General features: G+C 69.2%; 28 protein-coding genes, 3 pseudogenes and 1 riboswitch. Of the genes and pseudogenes, 24 read left to right on the forward strand and 7 right to left on the reverse strand.

The window, feature by feature from the left end; all coding sequences use genetic code 11:
* Positions 1 to 26: 26 nt before the first annotated feature.
* Both ACSYGN_RS02330 and ssuE read right to left on the reverse strand, forming a co-directional pair.
* A complete protein-coding gene (locus ACSYGN_RS02330) occupies positions 27 to 1,181 on the reverse strand; it encodes an LLM class flavin-dependent oxidoreductase (RefSeq protein ID WP_460391265.1) in 1,155 nt (384 codons plus the stop codon).
* Between the two features lie 60 nt (positions 1,182 to 1,241).
* Positions 1,242 to 1,808 (reverse strand): NADPH-dependent FMN reductase, encoded by a 567-nt coding sequence (ssuE, locus tag ACSYGN_RS02335; RefSeq protein WP_460391267.1) that lies wholly within the window; start codon positions 1,806 to 1,808, stop codon positions 1,242 to 1,244.
* Positions 1,809 to 3,139: 1,331 nt separating this feature from the next.
* Here ssuE and ACSYGN_RS02340 point away from each other — a divergent pair.
* The 14 genes and pseudogenes from ACSYGN_RS02340 to ACSYGN_RS02405 all read left to right on the forward strand — a co-directional run bounded on the left by ACSYGN_RS02340 (position 3,140) and on the right by ACSYGN_RS02405 (position 12,389).
* Entirely contained in the window at positions 3,140 to 3,709 is a 570-nt protein-coding gene (locus tag ACSYGN_RS02340) for a winged helix-turn-helix domain-containing protein (protein ID WP_460391269.1), read from the forward strand.
* 13 nt (positions 3,710 to 3,722) lie between these two features.
* Positions 3,723 to 4,952, forward strand: coding sequence for an acyl-CoA dehydrogenase family protein (locus ACSYGN_RS02345; protein WP_460391271.1), 1,230 nt, complete (start codon positions 3,723 to 3,725; stop codon positions 4,950 to 4,952).
* 155 nt (positions 4,953 to 5,107) lie between these two features.
* Positions 5,108 to 5,335, forward strand: a complete 228-nt coding sequence (locus ACSYGN_RS02350) for a hypothetical protein (RefSeq protein ID WP_460391273.1) — start codon at positions 5,108 to 5,110, stop codon at positions 5,333 to 5,335.
* A gap of 291 nt (positions 5,336 to 5,626) precedes the next feature.
* On the forward strand, positions 5,627 to 5,716 hold the full coding sequence (locus ACSYGN_RS02355; protein WP_460403175.1) for a putative leader peptide: 90 nt from the start codon (positions 5,627 to 5,629) through the stop codon (positions 5,714 to 5,716).
* A gap of 211 nt (positions 5,717 to 5,927) precedes the next feature.
* On the forward strand, positions 5,928 to 7,034 hold the full coding sequence (locus tag ACSYGN_RS02360; RefSeq protein WP_460391275.1) for an aliphatic sulfonate ABC transporter substrate-binding protein: 1,107 nt from the start codon (positions 5,928 to 5,930) through the stop codon (positions 7,032 to 7,034).
* A 39-nt stretch (positions 7,035 to 7,073) separates the two neighbouring features.
* Complete coding sequence (locus tag ACSYGN_RS02365) at positions 7,074 to 7,871, forward strand: ABC transporter ATP-binding protein (RefSeq protein ID WP_460391277.1); 798 nt, start codon at positions 7,074 to 7,076, stop codon at positions 7,869 to 7,871.
* Positions 7,858 to 8,783: pseudogene (locus tag ACSYGN_RS02370) on the forward strand (ABC transporter permease). Before ACSYGN_RS02365 ends, ACSYGN_RS02370 begins: the two are co-directional and overlap by 14 nt.
* A gap of 181 nt (positions 8,784 to 8,964) precedes the next feature.
* Positions 8,965 to 9,074, forward strand: a riboswitch (SAM riboswitch).
* Between the two features lie 29 nt (positions 9,075 to 9,103).
* Positions 9,104 to 9,223, forward strand: a complete 120-nt coding sequence (locus ACSYGN_RS02375; RefSeq protein WP_460391279.1) for a putative leader peptide — start codon at positions 9,104 to 9,106, stop codon at positions 9,221 to 9,223.
* A gap of 182 nt (positions 9,224 to 9,405) precedes the next feature.
* Positions 9,406 to 9,897: pseudogene (locus ACSYGN_RS02380) on the forward strand (ABC transporter substrate-binding protein); the annotation flags it as partial.
* Positions 9,842 to 10,129 (forward strand): hypothetical protein, encoded by a 288-nt coding sequence (locus ACSYGN_RS02385; RefSeq protein ID WP_460403951.1) that lies wholly within the window; start codon positions 9,842 to 9,844, stop codon positions 10,127 to 10,129. The pseudogene ACSYGN_RS02380 and the gene ACSYGN_RS02385, both read left to right, overlap by 56 nt.
* Positions 10,126 to 10,440 carry an ABC transporter permease gene (locus ACSYGN_RS02390; RefSeq protein WP_460403177.1) on the forward strand — a complete coding sequence of 105 codons (315 nt, stop codon included), beginning with the start codon at positions 10,126 to 10,128 and terminating at the stop codon, positions 10,438 to 10,440. Before ACSYGN_RS02385 ends, ACSYGN_RS02390 begins: the two co-directional genes overlap by 4 nt.
* A gap of 63 nt (positions 10,441 to 10,503) precedes the next feature.
* Positions 10,504 to 10,890: pseudogene (locus ACSYGN_RS02395) on the forward strand (ATP-binding cassette domain-containing protein); the annotation flags it as partial.
* Positions 10,887 to 11,711, forward strand: coding sequence for a DUF1684 domain-containing protein (locus tag ACSYGN_RS02400; protein WP_460391281.1), 825 nt, complete (start codon positions 10,887 to 10,889; stop codon positions 11,709 to 11,711). The pseudogene ACSYGN_RS02395 and the gene ACSYGN_RS02400, both read left to right, overlap by 4 nt.
* 48 nt (positions 11,712 to 11,759) lie before the next feature.
* Complete coding sequence (locus ACSYGN_RS02405) at positions 11,760 to 12,389, forward strand: LLM class flavin-dependent oxidoreductase (RefSeq protein ID WP_460391283.1); 630 nt, start codon at positions 11,760 to 11,762, stop codon at positions 12,387 to 12,389.
* Positions 12,390 to 12,653: 264 nt separating this feature from the next.
* Here ACSYGN_RS02405 and ACSYGN_RS02410 read toward each other — a convergent pair whose 3' ends face one another.
* Complete coding sequence (locus tag ACSYGN_RS02410; RefSeq protein ID WP_460391285.1) at positions 12,654 to 12,974, reverse strand: metal-sensitive transcriptional regulator; 321 nt, start codon at positions 12,972 to 12,974, stop codon at positions 12,654 to 12,656.
* Positions 12,975 to 13,338: 364 nt separating this feature from the next.
* On the opposite strand from ACSYGN_RS02410, the gene ACSYGN_RS02415 reads away from it, so the two are divergent.
* From ACSYGN_RS02415 to ACSYGN_RS02425, 3 genes are all read left to right on the forward strand, one after another.
* Positions 13,339 to 13,563: a HoxN/HupN/NixA family nickel/cobalt transporter gene (locus tag ACSYGN_RS02415; RefSeq protein WP_460403179.1), complete on the forward strand. Its 225-nt coding sequence runs from the start codon at positions 13,339 to 13,341 to the stop codon at positions 13,561 to 13,563.
* 245 nt (positions 13,564 to 13,808) lie between these two features.
* Complete coding sequence (locus tag ACSYGN_RS02420; protein ID WP_460391287.1) at positions 13,809 to 14,846, forward strand: permease; 1,038 nt, start codon at positions 13,809 to 13,811, stop codon at positions 14,844 to 14,846.
* Complete coding sequence (locus ACSYGN_RS02425) at positions 14,843 to 15,589, forward strand: TIGR03943 family putative permease subunit (RefSeq protein ID WP_460391289.1); 747 nt, start codon at positions 14,843 to 14,845, stop codon at positions 15,587 to 15,589. The genes ACSYGN_RS02420 and ACSYGN_RS02425 overlap by 4 nt, the downstream gene beginning before the upstream one ends.
* A 200-nt stretch (positions 15,590 to 15,789) precedes the next feature.
* Here ACSYGN_RS02425 and ACSYGN_RS02430 read toward each other — a convergent pair whose 3' ends face one another.
* Genes ACSYGN_RS02430 through ACSYGN_RS02440 form a run of 3 tightly spaced genes read right to left on the reverse strand, consistent with a single transcriptional unit; the run spans position 15,790 to position 16,588 of the window.
* Positions 15,790 to 15,942 carry a hypothetical protein gene (locus ACSYGN_RS02430; protein ID WP_460391291.1) on the reverse strand — a complete coding sequence of 51 codons (153 nt, stop codon included), beginning with the start codon at positions 15,940 to 15,942 and terminating at the stop codon, positions 15,790 to 15,792.
* Positions 15,939 to 16,298 (reverse strand): hypothetical protein, encoded by a 360-nt coding sequence (locus ACSYGN_RS02435; RefSeq protein WP_460391293.1) that lies wholly within the window; start codon positions 16,296 to 16,298, stop codon positions 15,939 to 15,941. Before ACSYGN_RS02435 ends, ACSYGN_RS02430 begins: the two co-directional genes overlap by 4 nt.
* Positions 16,295 to 16,588 (reverse strand): SHOCT domain-containing protein, encoded by a 294-nt coding sequence (locus ACSYGN_RS02440; protein ID WP_460391295.1) that lies wholly within the window; start codon positions 16,586 to 16,588, stop codon positions 16,295 to 16,297. Before ACSYGN_RS02440 ends, ACSYGN_RS02435 begins: the two co-directional genes overlap by 4 nt.
* A gap of 713 nt (positions 16,589 to 17,301) precedes the next feature.
* Here ACSYGN_RS02440 and ACSYGN_RS02445 point away from each other — a divergent pair.
* From ACSYGN_RS02445 to ACSYGN_RS02475, 7 genes are all read left to right on the forward strand, one after another.
* The gene (locus tag ACSYGN_RS02445) at positions 17,302 to 17,580 is read left to right on the forward strand and encodes a hypothetical protein (protein WP_460391297.1); all 279 of its coding nucleotides are present in this window, start codon (positions 17,302 to 17,304) and stop codon (positions 17,578 to 17,580) included.
* Positions 17,581 to 17,763: 183 nt separating this feature from the next.
* Complete coding sequence (locus tag ACSYGN_RS02450; RefSeq protein ID WP_460391299.1) at positions 17,764 to 18,459, forward strand: methyltransferase family protein; 696 nt, start codon at positions 17,764 to 17,766, stop codon at positions 18,457 to 18,459.
* Positions 18,460 to 18,697: 238 nt separating this feature from the next.
* Positions 18,698 to 19,618: an ABC transporter ATP-binding protein gene (locus ACSYGN_RS02455; RefSeq protein ID WP_460391301.1), complete on the forward strand. Its 921-nt coding sequence runs from the start codon at positions 18,698 to 18,700 to the stop codon at positions 19,616 to 19,618.
* The gene (locus ACSYGN_RS02460; protein ID WP_460391303.1) at positions 19,608 to 21,257 is read left to right on the forward strand and encodes an ABC transporter permease subunit; all 1,650 of its coding nucleotides are present in this window, start codon (positions 19,608 to 19,610) and stop codon (positions 21,255 to 21,257) included. Before ACSYGN_RS02455 ends, ACSYGN_RS02460 begins: the two co-directional genes overlap by 11 nt.
* Positions 21,258 to 21,321: 64 nt before the next feature.
* Complete coding sequence (locus ACSYGN_RS02465) at positions 21,322 to 21,495, forward strand: hypothetical protein (protein ID WP_460391305.1); 174 nt, start codon at positions 21,322 to 21,324, stop codon at positions 21,493 to 21,495.
* 516 nt (positions 21,496 to 22,011) lie between these two features.
* Entirely contained in the window at positions 22,012 to 22,443 is a 432-nt protein-coding gene (locus ACSYGN_RS02470; RefSeq protein ID WP_460391307.1) for a hypothetical protein, read from the forward strand.
* A gap of 105 nt (positions 22,444 to 22,548) precedes the next feature.
* On the forward strand, positions 22,549 to 23,205 hold the full coding sequence (locus tag ACSYGN_RS02475; RefSeq protein WP_460391309.1) for a DUF3105 domain-containing protein: 657 nt from the start codon (positions 22,549 to 22,551) through the stop codon (positions 23,203 to 23,205).
* Between the two features lie 836 nt (positions 23,206 to 24,041).
* Here the strand turns inward: ACSYGN_RS02475 and ACSYGN_RS02480 are convergent.
* Positions 24,042 to 26,207, reverse strand: a complete 2,166-nt coding sequence (locus ACSYGN_RS02480; protein ID WP_460391311.1) for a beta-galactosidase — start codon at positions 26,205 to 26,207, stop codon at positions 24,042 to 24,044.
* Between the last annotated feature and the right edge of the window lie 21 nt (positions 26,208 to 26,228).

The raw sequence follows: 26,228 nt of genomic DNA on the forward strand, positions 1-26,228 counted from the left end.
CAGCGAACCGTCGTAGGGCGATGTCCTCAGGGCCTGTCTGGAGTTGTGCTCCGGGCGGCAGGCCGGGCGTGTGTGTCCGCGCGAGTGGCGCGGGTCCACAGTCCCTGAGCGGCGAAGCGCGGCAGGACGTTCTCGCCGAACCAGTACGCCTCCTCCAAGTGCGGGTATCCGGAGAGCACGAACTCGTCGATGCCGAGCCGGTGGTACTCGGCGATCCGTTCGGCCACCTCGGTATGGCTGCCGACCAGTGCCGTACCGGCCCCGCCGCGCACCAGACCGATGCCGGCCCACAGGTTGGGGTAGATCTCAAGGTCGTCGCGGCCGCCGCCGTGCAGGGCGAGCATCCGCTTCTGCCCCTCGGACTCGCTGCGAGCAAGACCGGCCTGTACGGCGGCGACGGTCTCGGGGTCGAAGCCGTCGAGGAGTCGCTGTGCCTCGGCCCACGCCTGCTCGGAGGTGTCGCGTGTGATGACGTGGAGGCGGATTCCGAAGCGGATGCTCCGCCCCTCCTTCTCCGCCAGGGTCCGGATCCAGGCGATCTTCTCGGCGACGGCCGCGGGCGGCTCGCCCCAGGTGAGATAGACGTCCGCGTGGCGGGCGGCCACCTCGCCCGCGGCGGGCGAGGAGCCGGCGAAGTAGATCTCCGGCAGCGGGTCGGGCACCCGGGCGAGCCGCGCGTCCTCGATCCGGAGGTGTTCGCCCGCCAGATCCACGGTCCCACCGTCCCACAGCACGCGGACGACCTGCAGGAACTCGTCCGTGCGGGCGTAGCGGGCGTCCTTGTCGAGGAAGTCCCCGTAGGCGCGCTGCTCTTGGCTCTCCCCGCCCGTGACCACGTTGAGCAGCAGTCGGCCGCCGGTCTGCCGCTGGAACGTGGACGACATCTGCGCGGCGAGCGTGGGCGAGACGAAGCCGGGCCTGAAGGCGACCAGGAACTTCAGTCGCTCGGTGTGCTGGCTGACCATGGCGGTGGTCAGCCAGGCGTCCTCGCACCAGGCTCCGGTGGGAGTCAGCGCGCCGGTGAAGCCGAGGTCCTCGGCGGCGCGGGCGATCTGGGTGAGGTAGCCGATGCTCGGCGGCCGGTCACCGCCGGCGGCGGTGACCGCGGTGCCATGGCCGCCGCCGACGACATGACGGCTGTCGCCGTTGGTGGGCAGGAACCAGTGGAAGGTGAGGCTCACGGAGGCTTACGCCCTTTCCCTTGTGGTCGTCGGTCACTCATTCGCCGTCGGCCGTGACGGTCAAGCCGCTCGCCTGGCGGCCGCCAGGAGGGCCGTACAACTGCCGAGGGCGTCGGAGAACTGGTCGACGACCTGAGCGAGGGCCTCGGCCGCGCCCTGGGCGACGGTCAGGGCGCCGTCGTCGCCCACCGCGATGTCCTTGTCGAGCGTGAACCAGCCCTGGACGATGTGCGCGGCGCCCATGGAACTGAGCACCGGGCGCAGGGCGTAGTCGATCGCCAGGACGTGCGCCGTGGTCCCGCCGGTCGCCAGCGGCAGGACCGTCTTGCCGGACAGGGCGTACTGGGGCAGCAGGTCCAGCAAGGACTTCAGCAGCCCGGAGTAGGCGGCCTTGTAGACGGGCGTGCCTATGACGACCCCGTCGGCGCGGTCGAACAACTCGGTCGCCTCGACGATCGCCGGGTGCCTGAAGTCGGCGCCGAGCAGGGCATCGGCGGGGATGGTGCGGACGTCCAGGGGGATCACCTCGTGTCCCTGGGCCGTGAGCCGCAGGTCCAGGTGGCGGAGCAGGCGGGCGGTGCGAGAGGTGGCGGAGGGACTTCCGGAGACGGACAGGACGGTGGCCATGGCGGACCCTTCGGGAGCGTGAGGTTGGTGTGAGATCGCGGTGCGGGGCCGCGTACCACGGCAATACTGCGGCCCCGTATCCCTGCGACGGCTACTGGCATGGGAGATGACCTTTCCTCAAGTCCTCGGAGGCGGCCGCGCCATGGTCGGCATGCGGGCACGGCGGAACAGTCCACGGATGCGGCCGGGTGTGACGGCACTTCAAGAGGCAGAGAGCAAGGTGGTGAGCAGGTGTGATGACGCCGGGGCATGGCCTCGGACGAAGGTGGGGCGGCGGCAGCGCATGTCAGGTCTCGCACGACCGTCCGTACGCGGATTCAGCGTGTGTTCAGCGCATGCATACGAAGGTGCCGCGAAGGGAGCAACTCAGCCCCCAACGGGGTCACCGAGGGAGGGAAGGGCCGACCAGAGGGCGCGTTGCCGCATCAGGCGCAACACGCGGCGGACCACACCCGACCGAAGTCGATGTGGTCACGGGTGACCAGGCGCCGCTCGGCATTCATACGATTAATTGAGCAGTACATCGTGCCGCTCGTCAACCACGGCCCGGCTGGTGGACAGGCGTTGAGCAGTTCCTGCGCGTGGTTGACACATGCATGCGTTGGATACACGCGGTCGAGCCCGGACCGGCTCCGCTGCACGCGGCAGCCGCACCGGCCGCGTCGAGGGACGCGGCGAGCGTCTTGACCATCGCGCGCAGCGCATCGGGACTCGCGTCGGCGAGGTTGTCTTCCGTCAGCGCGCAGGGCCAGACCGTCAGGTGCGGTCATCGTGCTGATCTCTCTTCAGGCTTCGACACTTCGAAGATCAGCCGGTGGCCGTTCATCCAAGCGGGCACCTTCTCCGGGCCGCCACCCGGAAGAGAGCCGCCTTCTCAGCGCGGGACAGTTCCACGTCGAGCGCCACTGAGCGCGTGGCTCCGCCCGCGCGCTGCCGCACGCCCCCGGCAAAGACTCGACGGCCGTCCGGCCTCGCTTCGTGTCCGGCTGGACACGACGGACCACACCCGACGCCCGCCCGGCGGTCGACGGCGACCGGTGAGCCCACCCCAGCGGAATTTCCCTATCTTTCCTATCGATTTACTAGGGAAGCATTGACGGCTCGCCCAGCGGCCGCGCAGGATGACGTACATGTTCCATATGCAGCAACGACTCGTTCGTCGTCGGCATGTCGACTTTGGTCACGTCGTCAGCGCCGCCTGCTGCCGCGCGTAGGGCATGCGGCTCACACGTCGCGCGCGCCACTCCGCTCCTTCCTTCTCACCCCAGGCGATCAGGCGAGCCCCCTTCCACTGCGCCTGGTGGCCCACACACCTCTGAAGGACGACCGCTATGACCAGCGCACTTCCGGCCCAGGCCACTCCATCGGATTCACCGCTCCCCGACATGCGCCATCTCCGCCTCGTGGACGGCACCGCGCAGAACGGCTCCGAGGAGCACGGTTCCACGCCCCTCGTCGGTTACCTCGTGCTCGTCCCCGAGGGCACCGACCCCGCCGAACTGTTCGCCGAGGATGTGACACGGCCGGAGATCCGACCGGTCGCCTACACGGACTCGCCTCCCACGCAACAGACGGCAGACGGGGTCATCCGCATCGACCCCGCACGCCATGTCGCGGAACTGGACGGACGCGAACTCGACCTCACCTACCTGGAGTTCGGGCTCCTGGCCCATCTCGTTCTCCAACCCCATCAAGTGCACTCGCGAGAACAGCTGATCGCCGGCATCTGGGGCTACGACCACATCGGCGACGGGCGCACCGTGGATGTCCACATCGCGCGGCTGCGCCGCAAGCTGGGCAAGACTCACCGGCACCGGATTGTCACCGTACGGCGCGTGGGCTACAAGTACGTGCCCGGCCAGCAAGAGAGCTCCGGCACCGCGCCTTGCCGCCGACCTTGAGGAGACCACCGCCATGGGCATTGCCACCGCGCCGCCCGATCCCGCCCCGGAATCCGACCGGACCGGGCCCGGAAGTGCGTACTGGCTGCGTGTGGCCCGGGAGACGGCGGACGACCTGGCCACGGACGCGGCGGCCAGGGAGCAGGCAGGCAAGGCCCCGTTCGACGAGGTGTCCCGGCTGCGTGAGTCGGGACTGCTGACGCTCCTCATACCGGCCGGGCTCGGGGGCGGCGACGCGGACTGGACGACGGCGTACGCCGTCGTCCGGGAGATCGCCGCCGCCGACGGCGCGATCGGTCAGTTGCTTGGCTGTCACTACTTCCTGTCATGGAGCACCCGGTTCTTCACCAAGCCCGGCCTCGCCGCGCAGGTCGAGCGGCAGTCCGCGGCGGAGCTGTGGTGCTGGGGTGGCGGTTTCGCCCAACGGGAACTGCCTCTGAGACTGGCCAGGAAAGCCGGTGGCTATGTGCTCGACGGTCGGCACAGCTACGCCACCGGGATCCTGGTCGCCGACCGCCTCGCCGTGCGGGCCGAGCGGGCCGACACCGGCGAACCACTCGCCGTCGTCGTCGATCCCGCTCATCACGGCGTGCGGATCGACAGCGACGTCGACACCTTCGGCCAGCGGCTCGCGGGCGGCGGCAGCGTAGAGTTCGACGCCGTACCGGTCGCCGCCCACGACGTACTCGGCTCCCTGTCTGCGGACGAGGACGTCCTGTCGCCCCTGGCTGCTCTCACATCGCCGGTCGGACGTCTCCTCTCCGTCCAACTCCTTCTCGGCATGGCCGAGGGAGTACTCGCCGAGGCCCGTGAGTACAGCAGGGCGAGCCACTCCCCCTGGCATCCCGTCCGGTCGGCCGACTGTCCCCGGGACCCGCAGGTGCTGACCGCCTACGGAGAACTCACCGTCCTCACCCGCTCCGCCTCCGCACTCACCGATCAAGCACTGGAAGCCGTGCACAGGGGGCTGGCACGGGGCGAAGACCTCACCTACGACGAGTACGCGGACATCTCGGTCCTCGTGGCCATGGCCGAAGCCGCCGCCTCCAGGGCCGCGCAGGAATCCACCACCCGCGCCCTCGACATCATCGGCGCCCCCTCCGTATCCTCGCGGCTGGGCTTCGACCGCTTCTGGCGCAATGCGCGGACCCACACCCTGTACGAGCCCGTCGCCCACCGACTCCGCGACGTCGGGGACTACTTCCTCAACGGCGCGCACCCTCCGTTCGTCCTGCCTGTCTGACCGAGAGTCCCCGGAGCGCCGGATCTGCGACAAGGCGCGGATGCTCCGCAATGAACTGGGCTCGGTGTCTCACAGCCGCTCGGCGTGAGGGACATCCGCCATGCGAGCATGGGCCGGCGCCCAGGCAGACATGGTCGGCCGGCATCCTCCCCGCCGTGTCGACGGCACCGTCAGCCACGTCATCAAAGCGACGACACCTCCACCAGACGCCCCACCGCGGCCTGACCATGACGGTCGGCAAGCCGCAGGGGACGCTGCCCGCCGAGTCCGTCAGCATCGCCGACGTCATCCGCACCGCGGACGGACCGCTGGTCTCGGAGCGCGGGATTCGCCTCCCGGAGCTGTCCTCGCCGACCCCGCCCAGTCGCGACTTCTCCCTGTGAATCGCGCTGCCGTCCAACGTGCGCGAGATCCTTGAAGGTGAGTCGCTCGCCAACTACTCATCGGCCCAACTGCCCACCCATTTACCCGTGTTGACCAACGTTCCGGACGCCTGGTAAACCCCTGACACACTGGGCCACTCACAGTCGATCTCATAAAGTGAGATTGCTATGTCCATCATACGAAAGACCCCTTGGGATGGGCGCGCCGTTCTGCCACGATCCCTATCAGCCAGGTGGGAAAACTAGGGATATGCGAGGGTGGCCATGAGAACGCTCGACCACACGGGCCGCATGCTGCCCCTTCTGACCTCGCGTCACCACATCGACCTCGGTCGTACCTCCAGTGCCATCTGTCGGCCCCTCCGACGCCACAGAGCCTGACTCTCTCCCAACCAGCGCTGTTTCCCCGCCGCTCCGCCTCGCCGACGGATCGGTCGCCCTCGGCCGACCGCGTCCCCCACGTCCCACTTCTCAGCACCCGCCGGCATGCGTGCCGCCGACGGGCGGGGTAGTGGGGTGTCGGTGCGTCCGACAGGCTTTCGCCTCACATTTTCGTACCGCCCTGATCACCCGTTCCTGAAAGGACACCTCCGTGTCTGCCGCGAGACCGCTCACCACCCTGCGCACCATCGCCGTCATGGCCACGATCCCCGTCCTTCTGACCGCCTGTGGCTACGGTTCCAAGTCCACCGACGACGGCAAGCAGACCGCGGTCGCGGCGGGTGCCAAGAAGCTCTCCACCGACGAGGTGAAGATCGGCTATTTCCCCAACCTCACGCACGCCACGGCCCTGGTGGGCGTCCAGGAGGGCCTGTTCCAGAAGGAACTCGGCGGAACCGAGATCAAGGCGTCCACCTTCAACGCCGGCCCCTCCGAGATCGAGGCGCTGAACGCCGGATCCATCGACATCGGCTGGATCGGCCCCTCCCCTGCCATCAACGGCTACACCAAGTCGAACGGCAAGAATCTGCGCATCATCGGCGGTTCCGCCTCCGGCGGCGTGAAGCTGGTCGTCAACCCGAAGAAGATCAAGTCCCTGGCGGACGTCAAGGGCAAGAAGATCGCCACCCCCCAGCTCGGCAACACCCAGGACGTCGCGTTCCTCAACTGGATCGCCGACCAGGGCTGGAAGGTCGACGCCGAGAGCGGCAAGGGCGACGTGTCGGTGGTCCGCACCGACAACAAGATCACCCCGGACGCCTACAAGTCCGGCTCCGTCGACGGCGCCTGGGTACCGGAGCCGACCGCGTCCAAGCTCGTCGCCGAGGGCGGCAAGGCGCTGCTGGACGAGTCGTCGCTGTGGCCCGACAAGAAGTTCGTGATCACGAACATCATCGTGTCGCAGAAGTTCCTCAAGGAGCACCCCGACGTCGTCGAGGCCGTGCTGCGCGGCTCCGTGAAGACCAACGCGTGGATCAACGCCAACCCGGACAAGGCGAAGGCGGCCGCCAACGCGGCACTGGAGAAGCTGTCGGGCAAGGCGCTGCCCGCCGCCGTCATCGACCCGGCCTGGAAGTCCATCACCCTCCTCGACGACCCGCTGGCCGCGACCCTCGACACCGAGGCGGAGCACGCGGTGAAGGCCGGCCTGCTGGACAAGCCCGATCTGAAGGGCATCTACGACCTCACCCTGCTCAACAAGGTCCTCAAGGCCGAGGGCAAGTCCGAGGTCAGCGACGCCGGTCTCGGCGCCCAGTAACGCCGACCGGACCCGATGAGTACCCAGGAGGTGACGACCATGGCCACCACGATTGCCAAGGCTGCCGAGGACGCCACGTCGGTGACGCACGCCGCCCGTATCGAGCACGTCTCGAAGTCCTTCCCCGCCCCGGGCACGCCCGGTGGACAGCAGCTCGTCCTGGACGACATCACGCTCGATGTCGCACCGGGCGAGTTCGTCACCCTCCTGGGGGCCTCCGGCTGCGGCAAGTCCACTCTGCTCAACCTGGTCGCGGGACTGGACCGGCCGTCCGCCGGCTCCATCAGCACGGACGGCCGGCCCGCCCTGATGTTCCAGGAACACGCGCTGTTCCCGTGGCTGACCGCGGGCAAGAACATAGAACTCGCGCTGAAGCTGCGCGGGGTCGCCAAGCCGGAGCGCCGGCAGGAGGCGGAACGGCTGCTGGACCTCGTACGGCTGCACGGCGCTTACCGCAAGCGGGTGCACGAACTGTCCGGAGGTATGCGACAGCGCGTCGCGCTGGCCCGTGCGCTGGCCCAGGACAGCCGACTGCTGCTGATGGACGAGCCGTTCGCCGCCCTTGACGCGATCACCCGTGACGTACTGCACGACGAGCTGACCCGCATCTGGCGCGAAACAGGTCTGTCGGTGCTGTTCGTGACGCACAACGTGCGGGAAGCCGTGCGGCTGGCAGAGCGCGTAGTGCTGCTTTCCTCGCGGCCGGGGCGCATCGCCCGGGAGTGGACGGTCGGCATTCCGCAGCCGCGCCGCATCGAGGACAGCGCGGTCGCCGAGCTGTCCGTCGAGATCACCGAAGAACTGCGTGGGGAGATCCGCCGCCATGGCCAGCACTGACACCGGTGCCGACATCGAGAAGGACGGCTCTCCCGGAGCCGGGGAGCCCCGGGATCCGCACGATCTGACGGGTCTGGAGGCCGGGCTCGACGCGCTGGACTCGGTGCAGGCCGGTCGTACACCGCTGCGCGAGACGCTGATACGCAAGGTGCTGCCGCCCGTCACCGCCGTCGTACTGGTGCTGGTGGTCTGGCAGTTGCTGGTGTGGGCAAAGGTCGCTCCCGACTACAAGCTGCCCTCGCCGTCCGACGTGTGGGGCGAGCTACGTGACGCCTGGCTGCAGGGCACGCTGGTCGGCTACATCTGGACGAGCGTCTCGCGCGGTCTGCTCGGCTTCCTGCTGGCGCTCGTCATCGGGACGCCGCTGGGCCTGCTGGTCGCCCGGGTGAGGTTCGTGCGAGCGGCCATCGGCCCGGTCCTGTCCGGTCTGCAGTCGCTGCCGTCGGTGGCCTGGGTGCCGCCCGCCGTGATCTGGCTGGGCCTGAACGACTCAATGATGTACGCCGTGATCCTGCTCGGTGCGGTCCCGTCCATCGCCAACGGCCTCGTCGCGGGCGTCGACCAGATCCCGCCGCTGTTCCTGCGCGCCGGACGGACGCTGGGCGCGACCGGGCTGCGCGGGGCCTGGCACATCGTGATGCCGGGGGCGCTGCCCGGATATCTGGCAGGGCTGAAGCAGGGCTGGGCGTTCTCGTGGCGCTCGCTCATGGCCGCCGAGATCATCGCGTCCTCGCCCGATCTGGGCGTCGGACTCGGCCAGTTGCTGGAGAACGGGCGGAACAACTCGAGCATGCCGCAGGTGTTCCTGGCCATCTTCTTGATCCTGCTCGTCGGTATCGCCATCGACCTGCTGATCTTCAGCCCGCTGGACGGTGGGTACTGCGCAGCCGGGGCCTGCTCGTCAGCCGCTGAACGAACGGACAGCGTTCTCGTGACTCCGAAACAGCCGCGGCGCGGTGGATCATCAGGACATTCCCCAGCACCTGGATCTACATCGGAGCCTCGATCCGCCACACTCGACGCGCCGCCGTGAGTTTTCCGACTCACCTCTCGACATTGACGAGCTACGGCGGCGATCGGTAAAGTTTCAACTGGCATTGAGTGTCAGCATCAAGCCCTGGCTTGCTGACCGGCAACCCTCCGACGCGGTGGGGTGCTCCAGGTGAAAGCCCGGCCGGGTCGCCGACCCGGCAAGCGCGTGGCCCTGCGGCAGGGGCCTGGAACATGGAGGAATGAGCGTGCGGCACAGCAGCATCTCAAGTCCCTCCATCGCTGCGGCGGTTCTCTCCCGATTCTCCCGCCGACGCCACATCGACCTGCAGCGCACCACCAGCTGCCTGTGTCAGGACTGACTTCGTCCCGTCGGCCGTCCGAGGACGTACACCGCTGGTTTTGACGCCCGCGCAAACTCCTGATCTTTTCCCCTTACTCCGCTTTAGCCGTGTCGCTCTTCCTCGGGAGCAACGCCATCCACGCATCTCCATTGTCCTCGCGGCAAGTGCAATGACGGCGTTCGAGTAGGAGAACTCATTCCGTGATATCGCATCCGGATTCCCGCCCTGCCCGATGGGCGGCCCTGACCGCACTCCTGACAACCAGTATGCTGCTGACCGCATGCTCGTCCGGCAGTGGCAGCAGCCAGGCCAGGTCCGGCGGCACGCTGACCTTCGCGGTGGGTTCCAACGCCGGCTGCGTGGATCCGCAGCAGGTCGCCAGCAACGACACCGTCTACTCGCTGCGCCAGGTGGTCGACTCCCTGACCGACCAGGACCCCAAGACCGGCAAGATCGTGCCGTGGCTGGCGAAGAGCTGGGACATCAGCACGGACACGACGACCTTCACCTTCCACCTAAGATCCGGTGTCACCTTCAGCGACGGGACGCCGCTGACCGCGCAGGCGGTCAAGGACAACTTCGACGCGGTGCCGAGGCTCGGCGCCCTGGGGACGCTGGCTCAGGGGTATCTCAGCGGTGTGGAGAGCACCACGGTGGTCGATCCGCTCACGGTGCGGGTTCGGTACCGACGAGCTGGGACGCGACCTGTTCTCCCGGGTGGTGCACGGTGCGCAGCTGTCGTTGAAGGCCACGCTCATCGCAGTGGCGGTCGCCTTCGTGGTCGGCGGTCTGCTCGGCCTGGCCGACGGTTTCGTCGGCCGTTGGGTGGACGACGTGCTGATGCGCTTCGTCGACGTACTGCTGTCGATCCCGGCGCTGTTCCGTCCCTGGCGCTGGTCACGGCGCTGGGCTACGGAACAGTGAAGGTCGCCGTCGCGGTCGGGGCCGCTGGCGTCGCAGCCTTCGCCCGGGTGACGCGCGCGGAGGTGCTGCGGGTGCGACAGGCGGTGTTCGTCGAGGCGTCCCGCTCGTGCAGGGCCCACTGGTACTCGGTCCTCGGCCGGCACGTACTGCCCAACGCGGCCGGCCCGGTGATCGTCCTGGCCACCCTCGACTTCGGCACCTCCGTCCTGGCCGTGTCGTCACTGAGTTTCCTCGGCTACGGGGCGCCACCCCCCGCGCCGGAATGGGGCACGTTGATCTCCGACGGCCGCAACTACCTGGGCAACGCCTGATGGCTCGCCGCATTGCCCGGCCTGGCGATCGCCACGACCGTGCTGGCCACCAACCGCATCACGTCGACGCTGGAGCGCCGCCCGGCGGAACTGTCCGGCGGCCAGCGGCAGCGCGTCGCGATCGCCCGCGCCCTGGCGCTCTTCCCCGACCTGGTGGTCTGCGACGAGCCGGTGTCCGCGCTCGATGTCTCCGTCCAGGCCCAGGTCCTCGACCTGCTGGCCGACACCGAGGTGGCGTACCTGTTCATCTGGCACGACCTCGCCGTCGTACGCCAGATCGCGCACGAGGTCGCCGTCATGCGGGCCGGCCGCATCGTCGAGACGGGTACCACCGACGAGCTCTTCACCCGCCCCCGCCACGAGTACACCCGTGAACTGCTCGCGGCGATCCCCGGCGGCCGTCACTCCACGGCCGCATACGAACCGCTGGAAGCGAAGGAGCACGCATGACCGTTCAGGGCACCATGGCAGACCTGTCCGCGTTCACCCGCGACTGGGAGGAATGGCACACCCGGCAGGAGGCACGACTCGCCGACCCGCACGGGTTCCTCGCCGTCACCGGCCTGCACTGGCTCGGTGACGAGCCACAGCGCTTCCCGGACGCTCCGGGTGCCTGGTCGACCGGCGCCGACGGGGTCGTCGTGGTCCTCGACGAGGATGAGGAACTGGTCGTGGACGGAACCCCCGTCCGTGGCGAGCACCGCTTCGGGGTGCTCCCGGAGCGCGGCAAAGTCGACGCGGTCTGGGGCGACGCCGTGATCGAGGTGGCCAAGCGCGGCGGACACGACATCGTCCGTCCCCGGCACCCGGACACCCCGCTGCGCACCGCCTTCACCGGCACTCCCGCCTACGCCCCGCATCCCCGCTGGGCGGTGACCGGCCGCTACACGGCATTCGACGAGCCACGACCGACGACCGTGGGCGCGGCGGTCGAGGGCCTGGAGCACGTGTACGACGCGCCGGGCCGGGTGGAGTTCGAGCTGGACGGACGGCCTCTGGCGTTGACCGCGTTCCCCGGACACAGCCAGGGCAGTCTGCTGGTGCTGTTCACCGACGCGACCTCAGGGGTCACCACCTACGGGGCCAACCGGGCCCTCGCTCTCGGCCCGCCCGCAGCCGACGGCACGGTCGTCCTGGACTTCAACCGGGCGACGAACCTGCCGTGCGCCTACACCGACCTGGCCACCTGCCCGCTGCCGCCGGCCGAGAACCGGCTGCCCGTGGCGATCGAGGCCGGGGAGAAGATCCCCCGCGAGCGAGGCGGCTCCTGAGTACCCGGCGCCACCGAGAGGACCCCGACCAAGAGGGACGAACACCGCATGAGCATCCCTGCAATCAGCTCGCTGGCCTTTCTCACGCCGGGCAACTTCGCCGACGACGACCCGTACACCGGCCTGGAGGAGACGCTGCAGCTGTTCGAGTACGGCGAACGGCTGGGCTTCGACGGCGCCTGGATCCGGCAACGTCATCTCGAGCACGGTGTCGGCTCGGCCGCGGTCTTCCTCGCAGCGGCCGGCCAGCGCACCGAACGGGTCGAGCTGGGGACCGCAGTCATCCCGATCGGGTACGAGAGCCCGTTCCGGCTCGCCAAGGACCTGGCGCTGGCCGACGTGCTGTCCCGCGGCCGGCTCCAGGCCGGCTTCAGCACCGGCATGCCGCATGCCGAACTCCTCGGCGACCTGGTGTACGACGGGGACTGGCGCAGCTTCGACCTGTCCTACGGCAGGATCGTCCGCGTCATCGACAGCCTGCGCGGCGACTACCTCGGCGGCCCGGACGCGGTGATCCAGTCGCCGGGCAACACCCGGCGGCCGCGGCTGCAACCGCACAACCCCGGCCTGGTGGACCGCATCTGGTACGGCGGTAGCAGTCTGCGCTCGGTCCGGTGGGCCGCCGAGCACGGCCTGAACCTGCTCAGCGGCAACGTCGTCACGACCTACGGCACCTGATCGCGCCCGAGCTGGGCTGGCGGCCCGACACCGCGCTGCTCCACCGGGCGGGCCGATGAACGCCGATCCGCAGCAGCCGTGCGTCCGGCTGGAGATCCACACCCGTGAGCCGCTCGCCGACGGCATCCGCGCCATCTGCGCAAGCGGCAACGGTCCCCGCAACCCTCCCTGCCGAATCAAGACCTGCCCCGAACACGTCAGCGAGACCCGCGCAGGAGCACCGCAGTTACCGCATCGCATCGAGGCCAGCTCAGTTGTACTCGATCACATGCGTGTCAACCGGCGCATGGCGAGGGCGAGTTCGCCCAGCTTCGTCTCAGCCTCGGCCGGGTCGGAGCGGGCCGCGTCCAGGACGCAGTGCTTTGCGTGCTCGTCGAGCAGACCCAGGGCGACCTCCTGGAGTGCACGGGTGACGGCACTTATCTGGGTGACGACATCGATGCAGTGCCGCTCTTCGTCGACCATCCGCGTCACACCGCGCACCTGGCCCTCGATCTTGCGCAGCCGGGACAGATGATCGGCCTTCTGGTCGTGGTAGCCGGGCGATTGGACCACCGGCGAAACACGCCCGAGGGCTGTGGCCATCTCCGTACGCCTCCTCTCTGCCACTCCGCGTGCACGCCTGCACAAGAGTGCACATTCAATCCTGGCCCGGGATACCCCTACCGCGTAGGGGCTTGCTGTACCGTCCGCGGGGCCGACAGGCCCCTGGGCGCGACTCCGCGGGCCACAGGACGGTGGCGGAATGGACGCGCCATGCGGCCCCTCGGTCTGACCGCATGTGCGGCCCTCAGCGCCAGGCCACGGAGGGTCACAAATCCGCGATCATGAACGGCCGTTGCTGAAGCGCTCCTCCAGGACCTGTGGGTCCACCAGGTCGGGGTGTCGTGATCGAAAATGTTGTTTCCGAGGGCGAGTTGGTGGTGCGGGAGTGCGGGACCGGACGGCCGTGGAAGGGGCCGCATGTCGGGCGTGCGGGACGCTGTCGGCTCGGGCGCACAGCCGGTACGTAGCACTTCGTCGAGAGGGGCAGCCAGGGCGCCTCGGTGCCGGCCTCGGCGGCACCACGTACGTCCCCGGCATGCGGCACGTCTTCGACGTCGACCACATCGCCGTCGTCGACAACGCGACTCGCAAGCTGGTCTCCGCCGGCCAGCGGCCGCTGTCCGTCTGATTGTTCTCTCGTCGGCTACGTCGTCGTACTCCTTCGCCGTCATCTGGGCGGCCGCGCTGCTGATCTGGTGCCACGGCTGCATCGAGGAGAAGAGGGCGCTCGCGCCGCGAACCGCGGACAACCGGGTCGGCTCAGTGTCCTTCCGCCGTCGAACGTCGACGGACGCGTACAACTCCTAAGCTGATTCGCAGAACCGGCTCGACGCCCGCTATCTTCTGTTCGGCCATCGGACATTCGGAGTCGGCGTGCAAAAGACACACGAACGGGCCGCGGGGTCATACGCGGCCACAGCGGCCGTCACGGCCACCGACGCCGCCCCCGGACGCGGCTGGCCCCGATACTGGCCTTTGCTGCTGCTCGGAGCAGCCGTCCTCCCCGGTACGGCAGTCGTCGTCATGGGCCTGTGGGGGGACGCGCCGGCGTTCCAGGCATGGCGGACCGTGTGCCTCGCCATCACGGTGCAGGCGACGCCCTTCCTGCTGCTCGGTACGGCTGTGTCCGGGGCGATCAACGCGTTCGTGCCGGCGCGGGTGTTCCAGCGGATGCTGCCGAAGCGGCCCGCGCTCGCCGTCCCGGCCGCCGGGATCGCCGGAGTCGTTCTGCCCGGCTGCGAGTGCGCTTCCGTACCGGTCGCGAACAGCCTCATCGGCCGGGGAGTCACCCCGGCCGCCGCCTTCGCGTTCCTGCTCTCGGCACCCGCCATCAACCCAGTCGTGCTGACCACCACGGCCATCGCCTTCCCCAACAGTCCGGCCATGGTGCTGGCCCGCCTGCTCGCCTCGCTCGCCACCGCGGCCGTGATGGGCTGGCTGTGGCTCTGGCTGGGCCGGGAAGAGTGGTTGCGGCCCACCGTACGCCACGAAGGACACCAGCACGGACACAGCCGCTGGACGGAGTTTCGCCACGCCTTCCAGCACGACTTCCTGCACGCGGGCGGCTTCCTGGTCCTCGGCGCTATGGCGGCGGCCACCTTCAATGTCACGGTCCCGCGGTCCGTACTCGACATGTTCTCCGGCTCACCCTGGCTCGGGGTACTGTTCCTGGCCGCGCTCGCCATCCTGCTCGCGGTGTGTTCCGAGGCCGACGCGTTCCTCGCGGCCTCGCTCACCGGCTTCTCGCCGGTCGCGCGGCTGGCGTTCATGGTGGTCGGGCCCATGGTCGACCTGAAGCTGATCGCCCTCCAGGCGGGTACTTTCGGCCGGGCCTTCGCGGTCCGCTTCTCCACCGTCACGACGGTCGCCGCGATTGTGTGCAGCGCGCTCATCGGAGGAATACTGCTGTGAAACGCCCCCTGCAGGCGGCCCTGCTCGTCCTCAGCGGCCTCGGCCTGCTGCACGTTTCGCTCTTCACCGACCTCTATCTCAGATACGTCAAACCAAGGATGCTGCCGCTACTGATCACATCAGGGGTGCTGCTGCTCGTGCTCGGCGTGGCAGAAGCCTGGACGCAGTGGAAGGCGGGCCGTGGACGTCGACATGCGGACCGCGCGGGCCACAGTCACAGTCACGGCCACCCCATTCCCAAGGTCGCCTGGCTGCTCTTCCTCCCCGCGCTGAGCCTGCTCTTCTACACCCCGCCCGCCCTGGGCGCCTTCACCGCCTCACGTCAGGCTCCGAAGGCGGTCGTGAAGCAGGAAGACTTCGACCCGCTGCCAGCGGTCTCGCCAGTTCCGATGACTCTCGGTGACTTCACCAGCCGCGTACAACAGGACCGCAAGCAGGATGTGAAGGGCCGCACCATCCAGATGACCGGTTTCGTCACGCCCGACAAGAAGGGCGGCAGCTGGTACCTGACCCGGCTCATGCTCAACTGCTGTGCGGCGGACGCCCAGTCGGTGCAGGTACGGATCTACAAGGCTCCGGTCCTGCCGGCCAACACCTGGGTGACCGTCACCGGCACCTGGCACGCGGGCGGGACCCTGGGCACGAGTTCCGCCCCGGTCGCGCTGGACACCCAGACGGTCAAGAGGGTCGACCGTCCGTTCAACGGGTACACGGACACCCTCCCGCTCACACCGTCCCGCTGATTCCGACGCAGAGGGCCTGCACCATCAGTGACGCCGTGACCAGCACCGTCGACGTCAGCAAGAAGACCATGACCGTGGCGAAGAAGGCCGTTCGGCCCCGTCCGGCAGGCCGCCCGCGCTTGTGCGGTCCCCGTCATGCGTCGGCTCCGCCGGGTGCGGGTTCGGGCCTGCCGGGGCCGTGCGCAGCGGGGACCGGGGGCTCACTCGGTGCGCGAACTGCGGTCCGCCGGGCTCGGCGGCTCGTCGACCGCGTCGACGGCGCGGCGGAACCTGCCGGACCGGGGGGACGCCTCACCCGCGGCGGAGGTGGCCCGAGCGGTGCCGTGTCCCGATGAGTGCCGACGGGTGGTCATGATTCCTCCCCCGCATCGCGGTGCTCGAGTTCTCGGATGGTGTGCGGGGGTCGCCACCGGTGGGACAGCCACAGACCGCCGGCCGTGGCTGCTGCGGCCAGGCCGAGCAGGATGGCGTCGCCTTTGCCGGAGACGCCCCGGGCCGGCCGGAACTCGCCCAGAATCTCGCTGGTGCCGGTCTCGGTCCCGGTCGCAAACGTTCCCGCTTTCGGAGCGGAGGGCAGTTTGCCGCCGAGAGCGTCCAGCAGCAGGGCGCGTGCCCGCTCGTCGGCCGCCCGCCGATGCGCGCGATCACCGGCGTGGTGTTTCTCCTCTCGGAAGCGAACTGCTCCAGACCCTGGCAGCGCTCTGGTCACTGCTTGGTCAGGGTGGGCCCGCCAGTGCGCAGCACCTCCAGTCGGCGCTCATACTCCTCCTCGTCGATCTCGCCGCGGGCGAACCGCTCGGCAAGCAACTGCTCCGGGGTGGCGGACGCGGGGGGAGCACACGGCGGGGTGGAGGCGCCGGTGTGTTCGGGCGGCCGGGTCAGGGCGCGGTAAAGCAGCACGAAGGCGGTGATGATCAGCCCCCAGAAGACAACCATCCCGAGGGACATACCGAACCAGCCCCAGCCGCTGATGTCGTGGTCGTTGTACCAGAGCATCATGGGTGATCCCTTCTCTCAGTGAAGGGTGGAAGGACTCCGTCTACCCCACCGTAATGGCGGGGTACTACCAATCTCCTTCGTAGCGGTGGACGGGACGCAGGGGCCGGCCGGTGGGCGGGAGAGGTGACCCCTACGTGGTGGGGGTACCCGGGGCCGCGGTGGGTGCGTATCACTTCCCGGCTCGGAGGGGTGCGTCATGGGTGTGGCTGATCTGGCCGTGGCCCTGTTGTCCGCAGCGTTGATCGGCGAGTTGGGCTGGTTCTTCTTCGGCCCGCGCCAGGCACGTACGGTCCTGGTCTTCGACCGGCAGGAGTCAGGAGGTTGTGTACCCGAAGCCGGCGACCAGCTCGGGGCCACCGGCCTTCGAGCGCACCACCGTCCGTGCTCCTGCCGGGGCAGGTGGGCTCGTTCGGCTTCGCTACGGCATGAACATGATCCACGGCGCGCTGGTCGTCGAACAGCGGTCGGGGACGTGGATACGAATGGCGACCGACCGACGGGGAAAGAGGAGCCGCCGCATCCGGCCCACGAGCTCTTCGGTGCCGACCAGCCAGGCGCCCAGGACGCGCAAGAAAGGGGCCGTCCGGCCCCGCCGACCGGGGAACACCGGCCCTCCCGCACGGCACGCCTGGCCCCTGCCCGCCGATAGACGAGTGGATCACGCTCGAGATGGAACACCCGTACCGGGTAGGGGTATCCGACGAGGTGACGTCATGAGGAACGACAAGCGACCGCTCTACGCCCTCGCTGCGGCCGTCCTGGTGGTCGGGCCCGTAGCTCTGGGCGTACCCATCAGCACCGTCATCGGGCTTGGGCTCCTGGCCGGCTGCCCGCTGATGCTGTTCTTCATGATGCGCGGCATGCACGGCGAGGGCACGCATGGCGAGGGCACGCATGGCGGGCACTGCCACACCGACCAGTCTGCCGACGACGACCGAGTTCCCCTTCGCAAGACGGGTCACCAACACCCTTACGGCCATGGCCTTGCCTAGGAAACAGCGGGAGCAACGCCGCCTCCGCCGCTGCACGAGCCCTGCGAAGGCAGAGCCGTTCGTGCCCCGCCGTCAGTGCCGGCCCGACGCGGGCCTGCGGCTGCACGGCCAGATCGACGCGGCCGCTTCGCGCACAAGAATGCACAACCTCGCTGTCGAAGAACGCACCACAAGGAGGACATGATGGCCGACGCCGGATACGGCCTGTGGCCACTGGTCGTACTCAACACCCTTTTGTTCATCGCCTTCGCCGTAAGCTTCTTCCACCCGAAGAGCAAGCGGGACTGGCGGGCGATGGGCGCCTACAGCGCCTTCCTGATCGCGCTGTTCACCGAGATGTACGGCACCCCGCTGACGATCTACCTGCTGGGCAGCTGGCTCGGCTCGCGCTTCCCGCTGCTGAAGGACACCCATGCCGGCGGCCACCTGTGGAACGACCTGACGGGTTGGACCGGTGACCCGCACCTGAGCCCCTTCCACCTGGCCAGTTACGTCGCCCTCGGCGCCGGCTTCTGGCTGATCGCCTCCGCCTGGAAGGTGCTGCACGAGGCCGCCCGGTACGACCGGCTGGCCATCACCGGCCTGTATGCCCACGTGCGGCACCCGCAGTACGACGGCTTCCTGCTCATCATGATCGGGTTCCTGCTGCAGTGGCCCACCATCCCCACTCTGATCATGTTCCCGATCCTGGTGTACGTGTACGCGCGGCTGGCCCGCAGCGAAGAGCGAGAGGTCGCCGAACACTTCGGCGCCGACTGGGAGGCGTACGCCGCCCATACCCCCGCCTTCTGGCCGCGCATCGGGAAGCACCACAGCACCACCACGGTTCCGCCGAGGCAGCACGACCGCATGACGGACCGGACCGCCGACAGGAGGTAGCAACCCGATCCGGCGCTCCCGGGGACCTCGGTGCTGCGCCCCTCGCCCCTCTCCTCGCCGACCACGTGTCCGTCGAGCTCTGGAGGCTGTGGGGCGTCGGCTTCATCACGGCTCTGCCCTCATCGACGCTGCCGCCGACGCCACCGCCCTGGACACCGCGCAGACGCACGCCACCCATCCTGCCGACACGGCAGGGGCCCGCTGAGACAACAGGTCACGCGAACAAAGGAGATGGGCGATGGAGACGGCAATCCGGGTAAAAGGACTCTCCAAACGCTTCGGAGACGTCGATGCCCTGGCCCCGCTCGACCTTGAGGTCGCGGCAGGCGAAGTACTCGGGTACCTCGGCCCGAACGGAGCGGGGAAGACGACGACGATCCGGCTGCTGCTGGGACTGCTGCATCCGACCTCGGGCAGCGCGTCGGTCTTCGGCCTGGACGTCCGGCACGACATGGCCGCGGCCCACCGGCGGCTGGCCTACGTCGGCGGGGAGACCAGCCTGTGGCCCTCGTTGACCGGCGGGGAGACACTGCACCTGTTGGGCCGGGTGCAGGGCCGGGTCGACACCGCGTACCGGGACGAGCTGATCGAGCGGTTCGCGCTCGACCCGTCCAAGAAGGTGCGCAGCTACTCGAAGGGCAACCGCCAGAAGCTCGGGCTGATCGCCGGGCTGATGAGCCGCGCGGACCTGCTGTTGCTGGACGAGCCGACCAGTGGCCTGGATCCGCTGATGGAGCGGGAATTCCGCCGGTGCGTGCTGGACGCGAAGGCGGCCGGGCAGACCGTCTTCCTGTCCTCTCACATCCTCAGCGAGGTCGAGGCGCTGTGCGACCGGGTCGCGATCCTGCGCGGCGGCCATCTGGTGGAGATCGGAACGCTCGCCGAGTTGCGGCACCTGTCGGCGCTGGCGATCGAGGCGACCTTCACCTCGACGCCGCCGGATCTGTCCCACGTACCCGGCGTGAGCGAGATCGAGGTCGAGGGCAACCGGGTGCGGCTGCGGGTGCAAGGCTCGGTCGAACCGCTGCTGGACCGGCTGACGGCAGCACGTGTGACCCAACTGCTCAGCCGGGAGCCCTCGTTGGAGGAACTGTTCCTCGCCCGGTACGGTGCCGAACCGACCCGGCCGAAGCAGGAGGTGGCCTCCGGTGGCCGCTGAAGCCGTTGAGACGGTCCACGGCCGTATGTCGGTGACGCGGTTCCCGGGCCTGGTGCCGGTCGGGCGTACCGCCCGGCAGATGGTCCGCGGGGCGCTGGTCTGGGGAATGATCTTCGCCTTGGTCGTCTGGGTGCTCATCAACGAGTTCGCCAACACGTACCCGACCGCGGCTGACCGGGCGCGGCTGGTGGCGACCATGGGCTCCGACGTCGGCCAGCAGGCCATTTTCGGTCCGGCGCACCACCTCGGGACCGTGGCCGGCTACACCGCGTACCACATGACCGGCATGCTCGGCGTCATGGGCGGGGTGTGGGGGCTCCTCGCCAGTACCCGTCTCCTGCGCGGCGAGGAGGACGCCGGGCGGGTCGAGCTACTGCTGGCCGGGCCGACCACGCGCCGGCGGACGACGCTCGGCATGCTGGCCGGCCTGGGCGTCGGTCTGCTGGTGCTGTGGGCGATGACCGCGGCGGCCCTGGTGGTCTTCGGCCGCTCCGCCGACCCGCCGTTCTCCGTGAGCGCCGGGATGTTCGGGGCCCTCGCGACCGTGGCGGCGACAGCGATGTTCCTCGCCGTCGGGGCACTGTGCAGTCAGCTCGCCGCCACCCGCCGTCAGGCGGCGGCGGTCGCGGCGACCGTGTTCGGCATCGCCTATCTGCTGCGCTCGCTCGCCTACAGCGGGACGTCGTTGCGGTGGCTGCACTGGGTCACTCCTCTGGGATGGGTCGACGAACTGCGTCCGCTCACCGCGAGCCGGCCGCTGGTGCTGGTACCCATCGTCGGTTCTGTCGTAGCTCTGGCTGCGCTGACGGTCGCCCTGGCAGGCCGACGCGACCTGGGGGCGAGTGTGCTGCCCGCGCACGACACGGCGGTCGCCAGGACCCGGCTCCTCAACAGCCCGCTCGGCCTGGCCCTTCGTCTCGGCCTGCGCACCTCGCTCGGCTGGATCGGAGGCCTGGCGGTCGGCGGGCTCGTACTCGGCATGAGCACCAGGACGATCGACAACATCTGGGCGGACAGCGATTCCGGCGGTGTCATCCAGCGCCTCGCCGGGGCCGGCGGCGGTGACGCCTACCTCGGTCTGCTCTTCCTCATCGTCGCGGTCCTCGTCGGCCTGGCCGCCGCGGGACACGTGACCGCCACCCGCGAGGAGGAGGCGGAGGGCTACCTCGATCACCTGCTCGCGCGGCCCATGGCACGTATCCCCTGGCTGGCAGGCCGTTTCACGGTGGCCGCCGCGGCGCTGGCCGGCGCCGGAGTGGCCACCGGTCTGTTCACCTGGCTGGGCGCCACGATCACCGGCGCATCCGTGACCATCACGGACCTGCTGGCCGCCGGCGTCAACGTCGTTCCCGTCGGCGTCTTCGTCCTCGGCGTCGGGACACTGGCGCACGGCCTGGCGCCTCGCTTCGCCGGTGCCGTGACGTACGGCGTCGTGGCGTGGTCGTTCCTGGTCGAGATCGTCGGCGCCGGTCTCAACGCGAGCAATTGGCTGCTCGACCTCTCGGTCCTGCACCACATCGCCCGCGCCCCGGCCGCCGACGTGCGCTGGGACAGCGTCGCCGTCCTCATCGCCCTCGGCTTCGTCGCGGCGGCTGCCGGAATGGCGGCGTTCGCCCGCCGCGATCTCAAAGGTGCCTGAGAACCTGCACGCCAAAAGCCGTCCGGCGTGCGGGCCGCCTTGTCAACCACGGCACAATCTTCCTGTGTTCGCCGCCAGTTGGAGCAGCGTCCGCATGTTCCTGTACGTTCTCGCCGCCACTGTCCGGGTAGGCGGCCCGCTCACCCTTGCCGCCCTCGTCCCCGCTCTGCGCGATCTCGGCCCGGAGGTGACGCGTGCGGCGGCCCTGCGGTTCAGGACAGGATCATCCTTCAGCTAAGGAAATTAGTAGTAACCTTTTGCATGGCACTTCGAAGCGGGTTTCCCTGTTCGAGCGTTGGGCTCCCCGGCGTTCTCAGGAAGGACTTGGGCTCCCGGCATGAGGTGCCGTCCGCGCGAAAGCGCAATTGATTGGGGATGGTGCGGGTCCTGCAGGAGTCAGGGCCCGCACGCCACCAGGAGGGGAAGCAGCGGAGCAGCGACGGTCACCTCCACGATGATGCCCAGCCGTGCCGACCGGTGCGGCCGGGGCTGCGGGTGAGGACTCACCCCAGCCGGATGGGGACGCCCGGGGTGAGTCCTTGAAGTTCTTGACCAGTTCCTCCCACAGGAACCAGAGCGTGCCACCTGACTCGACATCACCCTCGACGAGACCGGCCCCACCCTGCACGAGACCCTGACGGCTCTCGACCACCACAACGTCACCCGCCGGACCCTCGGTGTCAGCGGCGAACGAGGACGGCCACGGCCACTGAGCGTCCGAGCGAGCCACAGGAACCGCCTAAAATCAACTGTGATGGAGAACCGGACCCAGCACACAGTCCGCGGATCGCGGTGGACCACGCATACCGCGGCGTTCCGCACTGCTCTGCTGCTGGTGCTCGCCGTGATGGTGATGAGTCTCGGGTACTTCTCCCACGGGCATGGCGACCCGACCACCGCCTCCATGACCGCCATGTCCGCCCCCGTGGTCCCGGCGGATGTCCCGGACGGGCACCACATGGCCCCGGTCACACACCCGGCTGACTGCCCTTCCCAGGACGTGTGCTGCGAACCGGCTGCCGAGGGCGAACGAGCCGTGCTCGCCGCGCCCATCCCGCCGCTGCCCGCCGTCCTGCCCCGGCCGCCGGACCTGCCAGGGCCGCCGGACGCGTCCTCCCGGGCCGCTCCACCACTGCCGACCGACCCCGCTCCCGATCTCCACGTCCTCCAGGTGCAACGGACCTAGACGGATGCCACGCTGCCGTGCGCTCACGCGCCCGGCATCCGCGCATCCACACCCTGCAGCCACCGCCGCCCGACGACACAGGGCGGGGACGAGGATGACACGATCATGAGCAAGACCAGTAAGAAGCAGGCCACCACCGCGCGCCAGGCCAAAATCGAGGAGATGCGCCGCGCCCAAAAGGCCCGGGATCGCCGCAACCGCATCCTCATCATCACGATCAGCTCGGTCATCACCGCCGGCCTGATCGGCTGGGGCACGTACGCCGTCAACAGCGCCAACGAGAAGGAGGACCAAAAGGCCGCCGCGGCCAAAAAGCCGATCCGCGGCGAGGAGATCTCGGACGCCAAGAAGCTCGGCCGTTCGCACGTGACCGGCAACGCCGATGACACGACCAACCCGCCGGTCGGCGGCGACCACAGCGAGACGTGGATGAACTGCGACGGCACCGTCTACACCCAGCCGGTCGCCAGCGACAAGGCCGTGCACTCGATGGAGCACGGCGCGGTCTGGGTCACGTACAACGCCAAGGCCAGCGCAGCCGACATCAAGACCCTCAGCGACAGGGTCTCCCAGACCTCTTACACCTTGATGAGCCCGTACAAGACGCAGTCCGGCCCTGTCATGCTTTCCGCCTGGGGCCACCAGCTCAGCGTCTCAAAGGCCTCCGACTCCCGGGTCGAGCAGTTCCTGAACAAGTACGTCCAGGGCGCACAGACTCCCGAGCCGGGCGCCGCCTGCAGCGGCGGACAGACAACCCCATGAAGCAATTGAACGGTTGGCTATGAAGCCGTCGACAGGAGGAGGCCGCGTCGCGGCATAGAAGCCCGGACCGGGCTGCGTCACGCTGGAAAGCCGGCGTGCGCGGATCGCGCAGGGTCGCGAGAGCCTCTATGGACCGCCACTTAGATCAGATCAGAGCTTTTGGCAGAAAGCGGCTCGCGGGCGGCCGGCAGATGTGCATGCGGGCGAGCGCGAATTGTGCCTCGTGGACGCCGTCTGCGGATCTTCCAGTGGGTCCGCAGACGGCCGGCCCCCGCAGCAGTACGATCGCGCGCTCGCCCTGGCCCAGATGTAGGCCGTCTTCAGCCCGGTGGCGTCCAATCCGGCCATCTCCCATCTCAGGTCTGGTGGACCGGCACGGCGCGTGCGCTGGTGGTGGGGTCCGGTACGGCGCCCGTGTGCACCCGACGCGTCTCGAACTCCCACCTGCTGCCGTCGCCCTTCATCGACCGCCCTCTCGCTTCGCGAAGAGGTCGGGCCACCAGCGTTCGGCGACCCGCGGGATACGAGCGGAGCCAGCCGACCACTGCGCGCCCCCCGAAGGCCGCGAGGGGCGGGTTTCCCTGGTCGTTCGTGACCGCGGCTGCGGGCCGCGAACTCCGACGGCAGTTGGAGGGGCTTGACCACGACGTCGAGACGCGGACTGAGAGAAGCCGGGCTTCTTCCAGGCCCAGAACTAGGCGCCTGACCTGGCCATATACCGGTCAGGCGCCCTTATCTGCACCCCACGATGTGGTCGGGCCCACCTGAGAGTGAGGACGTCGCCAGGCCCCGGTGGACCGACTGCCTGCCCGGGCCTGCCCCTCGGCCGGGGCACCTCAGCCCATGGCGGCCGTTGCGCTGCCGCCGGTGGTGAACACCCGGACGTCCCAGGCGCCCAGGTCCAGTGCCGCGCCGGCGGCGACGGAATCACCGCTGAGGACGTCGGTCAGCTCCTCCGGGGGCGTGACCGTGACGGACGCCCAGCTCCAGTTGTGGATCATATGGACCCGGCGGCCGTCCGCGGACGTGCCGGTGGTGGCCGTGACGGACTGCGGCAGGTCCTCCCACCCACTGCGTGCGACGGGCGTCAGCCACTGGGCGAGTCCCCTGGCGAAGCCGCGGCCCGGGACCGTGCCGACATGGGTGACCCGGCCCGCCCCGTGGCGACGGGTGGTGACCGCGGGCCAGCGGCCGAAGTGCGGGTGGTCGTAGGTGACAAGCACCTCCGCATCTGCCGGGATGAGCCCGTCGGCCCACAGGGTCGCCGTGGCGCCGTCCGGGAGATCGAGATATCCACCGGGCAGGGACCGCACGGGGACCTCCTGGACGAGGTTGCTGAATTCGTCGTACGAGACTCCGGCCGCGTCCGTCAGCCGGCCGGGGACCGGTTCGGTGCGGGCGCGAGCCTCGTGGTCGGCGTAGCCGGTGCGGGGGCCGAGGACCAGATGGCCGCCTGCGTGGGCATAGGCGGCGAGCCAGTCGAGGGTCGAGTCGGCGGCGATGTAGAACGCCGGCACGACGAGCACGGGGTGACGCCGGGCGGCTTCCTCGGGCGTCAGCCCCTCGCGCTCCCCTCGCGGGTCGTGCAACTGCCGTTCGTGGACGATGCGCACCTGGCGGCCGGCGTCGAAGGCGCCCCGGTAGAAGGGGTCGAAGATGCGGTGGTATGCAGCGGTGTCGGGTTCACCGTCGGGCTTGGCCAGTGGCGGGTACTTCTGCATCAGCCACTTGCTCGGCGTCGAGTACAGCATCGTGATGTCGGCATCGGGTTCGAGACCGGCTACCAGCACTCCCGCGGTCTCGAACTCCGCGCCGAGACGGCTGAGTTCGGCGTAGGTGCGCCCGGGGCGGCCGGTGTGCGGGAGGATCCCGCCCCAGTAGGTCTCCGCGCCGAAGTGCAGGGTGTGCCAGTGCCAGTACTCGATCATGCGGGCCCCGCGCCCGACCAGCGCCCAGGCCGCCTGGCGCCACTGGCCGTCGTAGGCGGGCCGGTTGTCCCAGGGGAACCCGATCGAGCCGGCGTTGGTCTCGGTGACCAGGAACGGCGCCTGCCGGGAGGAGAACATCCAGTCGGCGGTCTGGTACATGGCCCAGGTGCCGGTGGTCTTCCACTGCTGCTCGTGGCCGTCGGGGGTGGGGTCCGGCAGGAGCAGGCCGTCCTGCATCGTGTAGTAGGGATTCCCGGTGGCGATGTCGAGACGGTCGGTGAGTTCGTCGTCCTCGACCGCAGGGCGGGTGTAGGAGATGCAGGTGGTGACGAACTGCTCGGGGCGGGCGTACTCACGCACGATGTCCGCCTGCCAGCCGATGAACTCGGTGACCTGACGGGCCTGGAACTCCCGCCAGGCGACGTCGTACTGGGGCTGCGCGTTGCCGTCCGGGGTCCACAGATCGGCCCAGGTCGACAGCCGGTGCGACCAGTACACCAGCCCCCACTCGCGGTTCAGGGTCTCGACGTCCCCGTACTTCGCCCGCAGATGGTCCACGAACCGCTGGAAGACGCCTCGATTGTGGAACAGTTCCAGACCCGGTTCGTTGTCGACCTGGAAACCGATGACCGCGGGGTGATCCGCGTACCGGGCGACGATCTTCCGGATGATCCGCTCGGCGTGGAACCGGAACGCCGGGTGTGTGAAGTCCACCTCCTGCCGGGCGCCCCAGCCGATCCGTTCACCCGTCCTGCGCTCGCCGGTGATCTCCGGGTACTGCCGGGCCAGCCACGGCGGGACGGCGTACGTGGGGGTGCCCAGGATGACGGAGATGCCGCGCTCGTGGGCGCCGTCGAGGACCGGCCCGAGCCAGTCGAGGTCGAAGCGGCCGTTCTCCGGCTCCCAGGTCGACCAGACCGACTCGCCGACCCGGATCACAGTGAAGCGTGCCTCGGTCATGAGGTCGAGGTCGGTCTTGAGGCGCTCGGCCGGGCGGAACTCGGGGTCATGGACGGGCTGGTACTCGTGGTAGTAGGCAGCACCGAACAGGACGCGGGCGGGCAGAACCGCCATGATGGAACCTCCGGGAGGGTG

This window comes from Streptomyces sp. YIM S03343, from assembly GCF_054729195.1.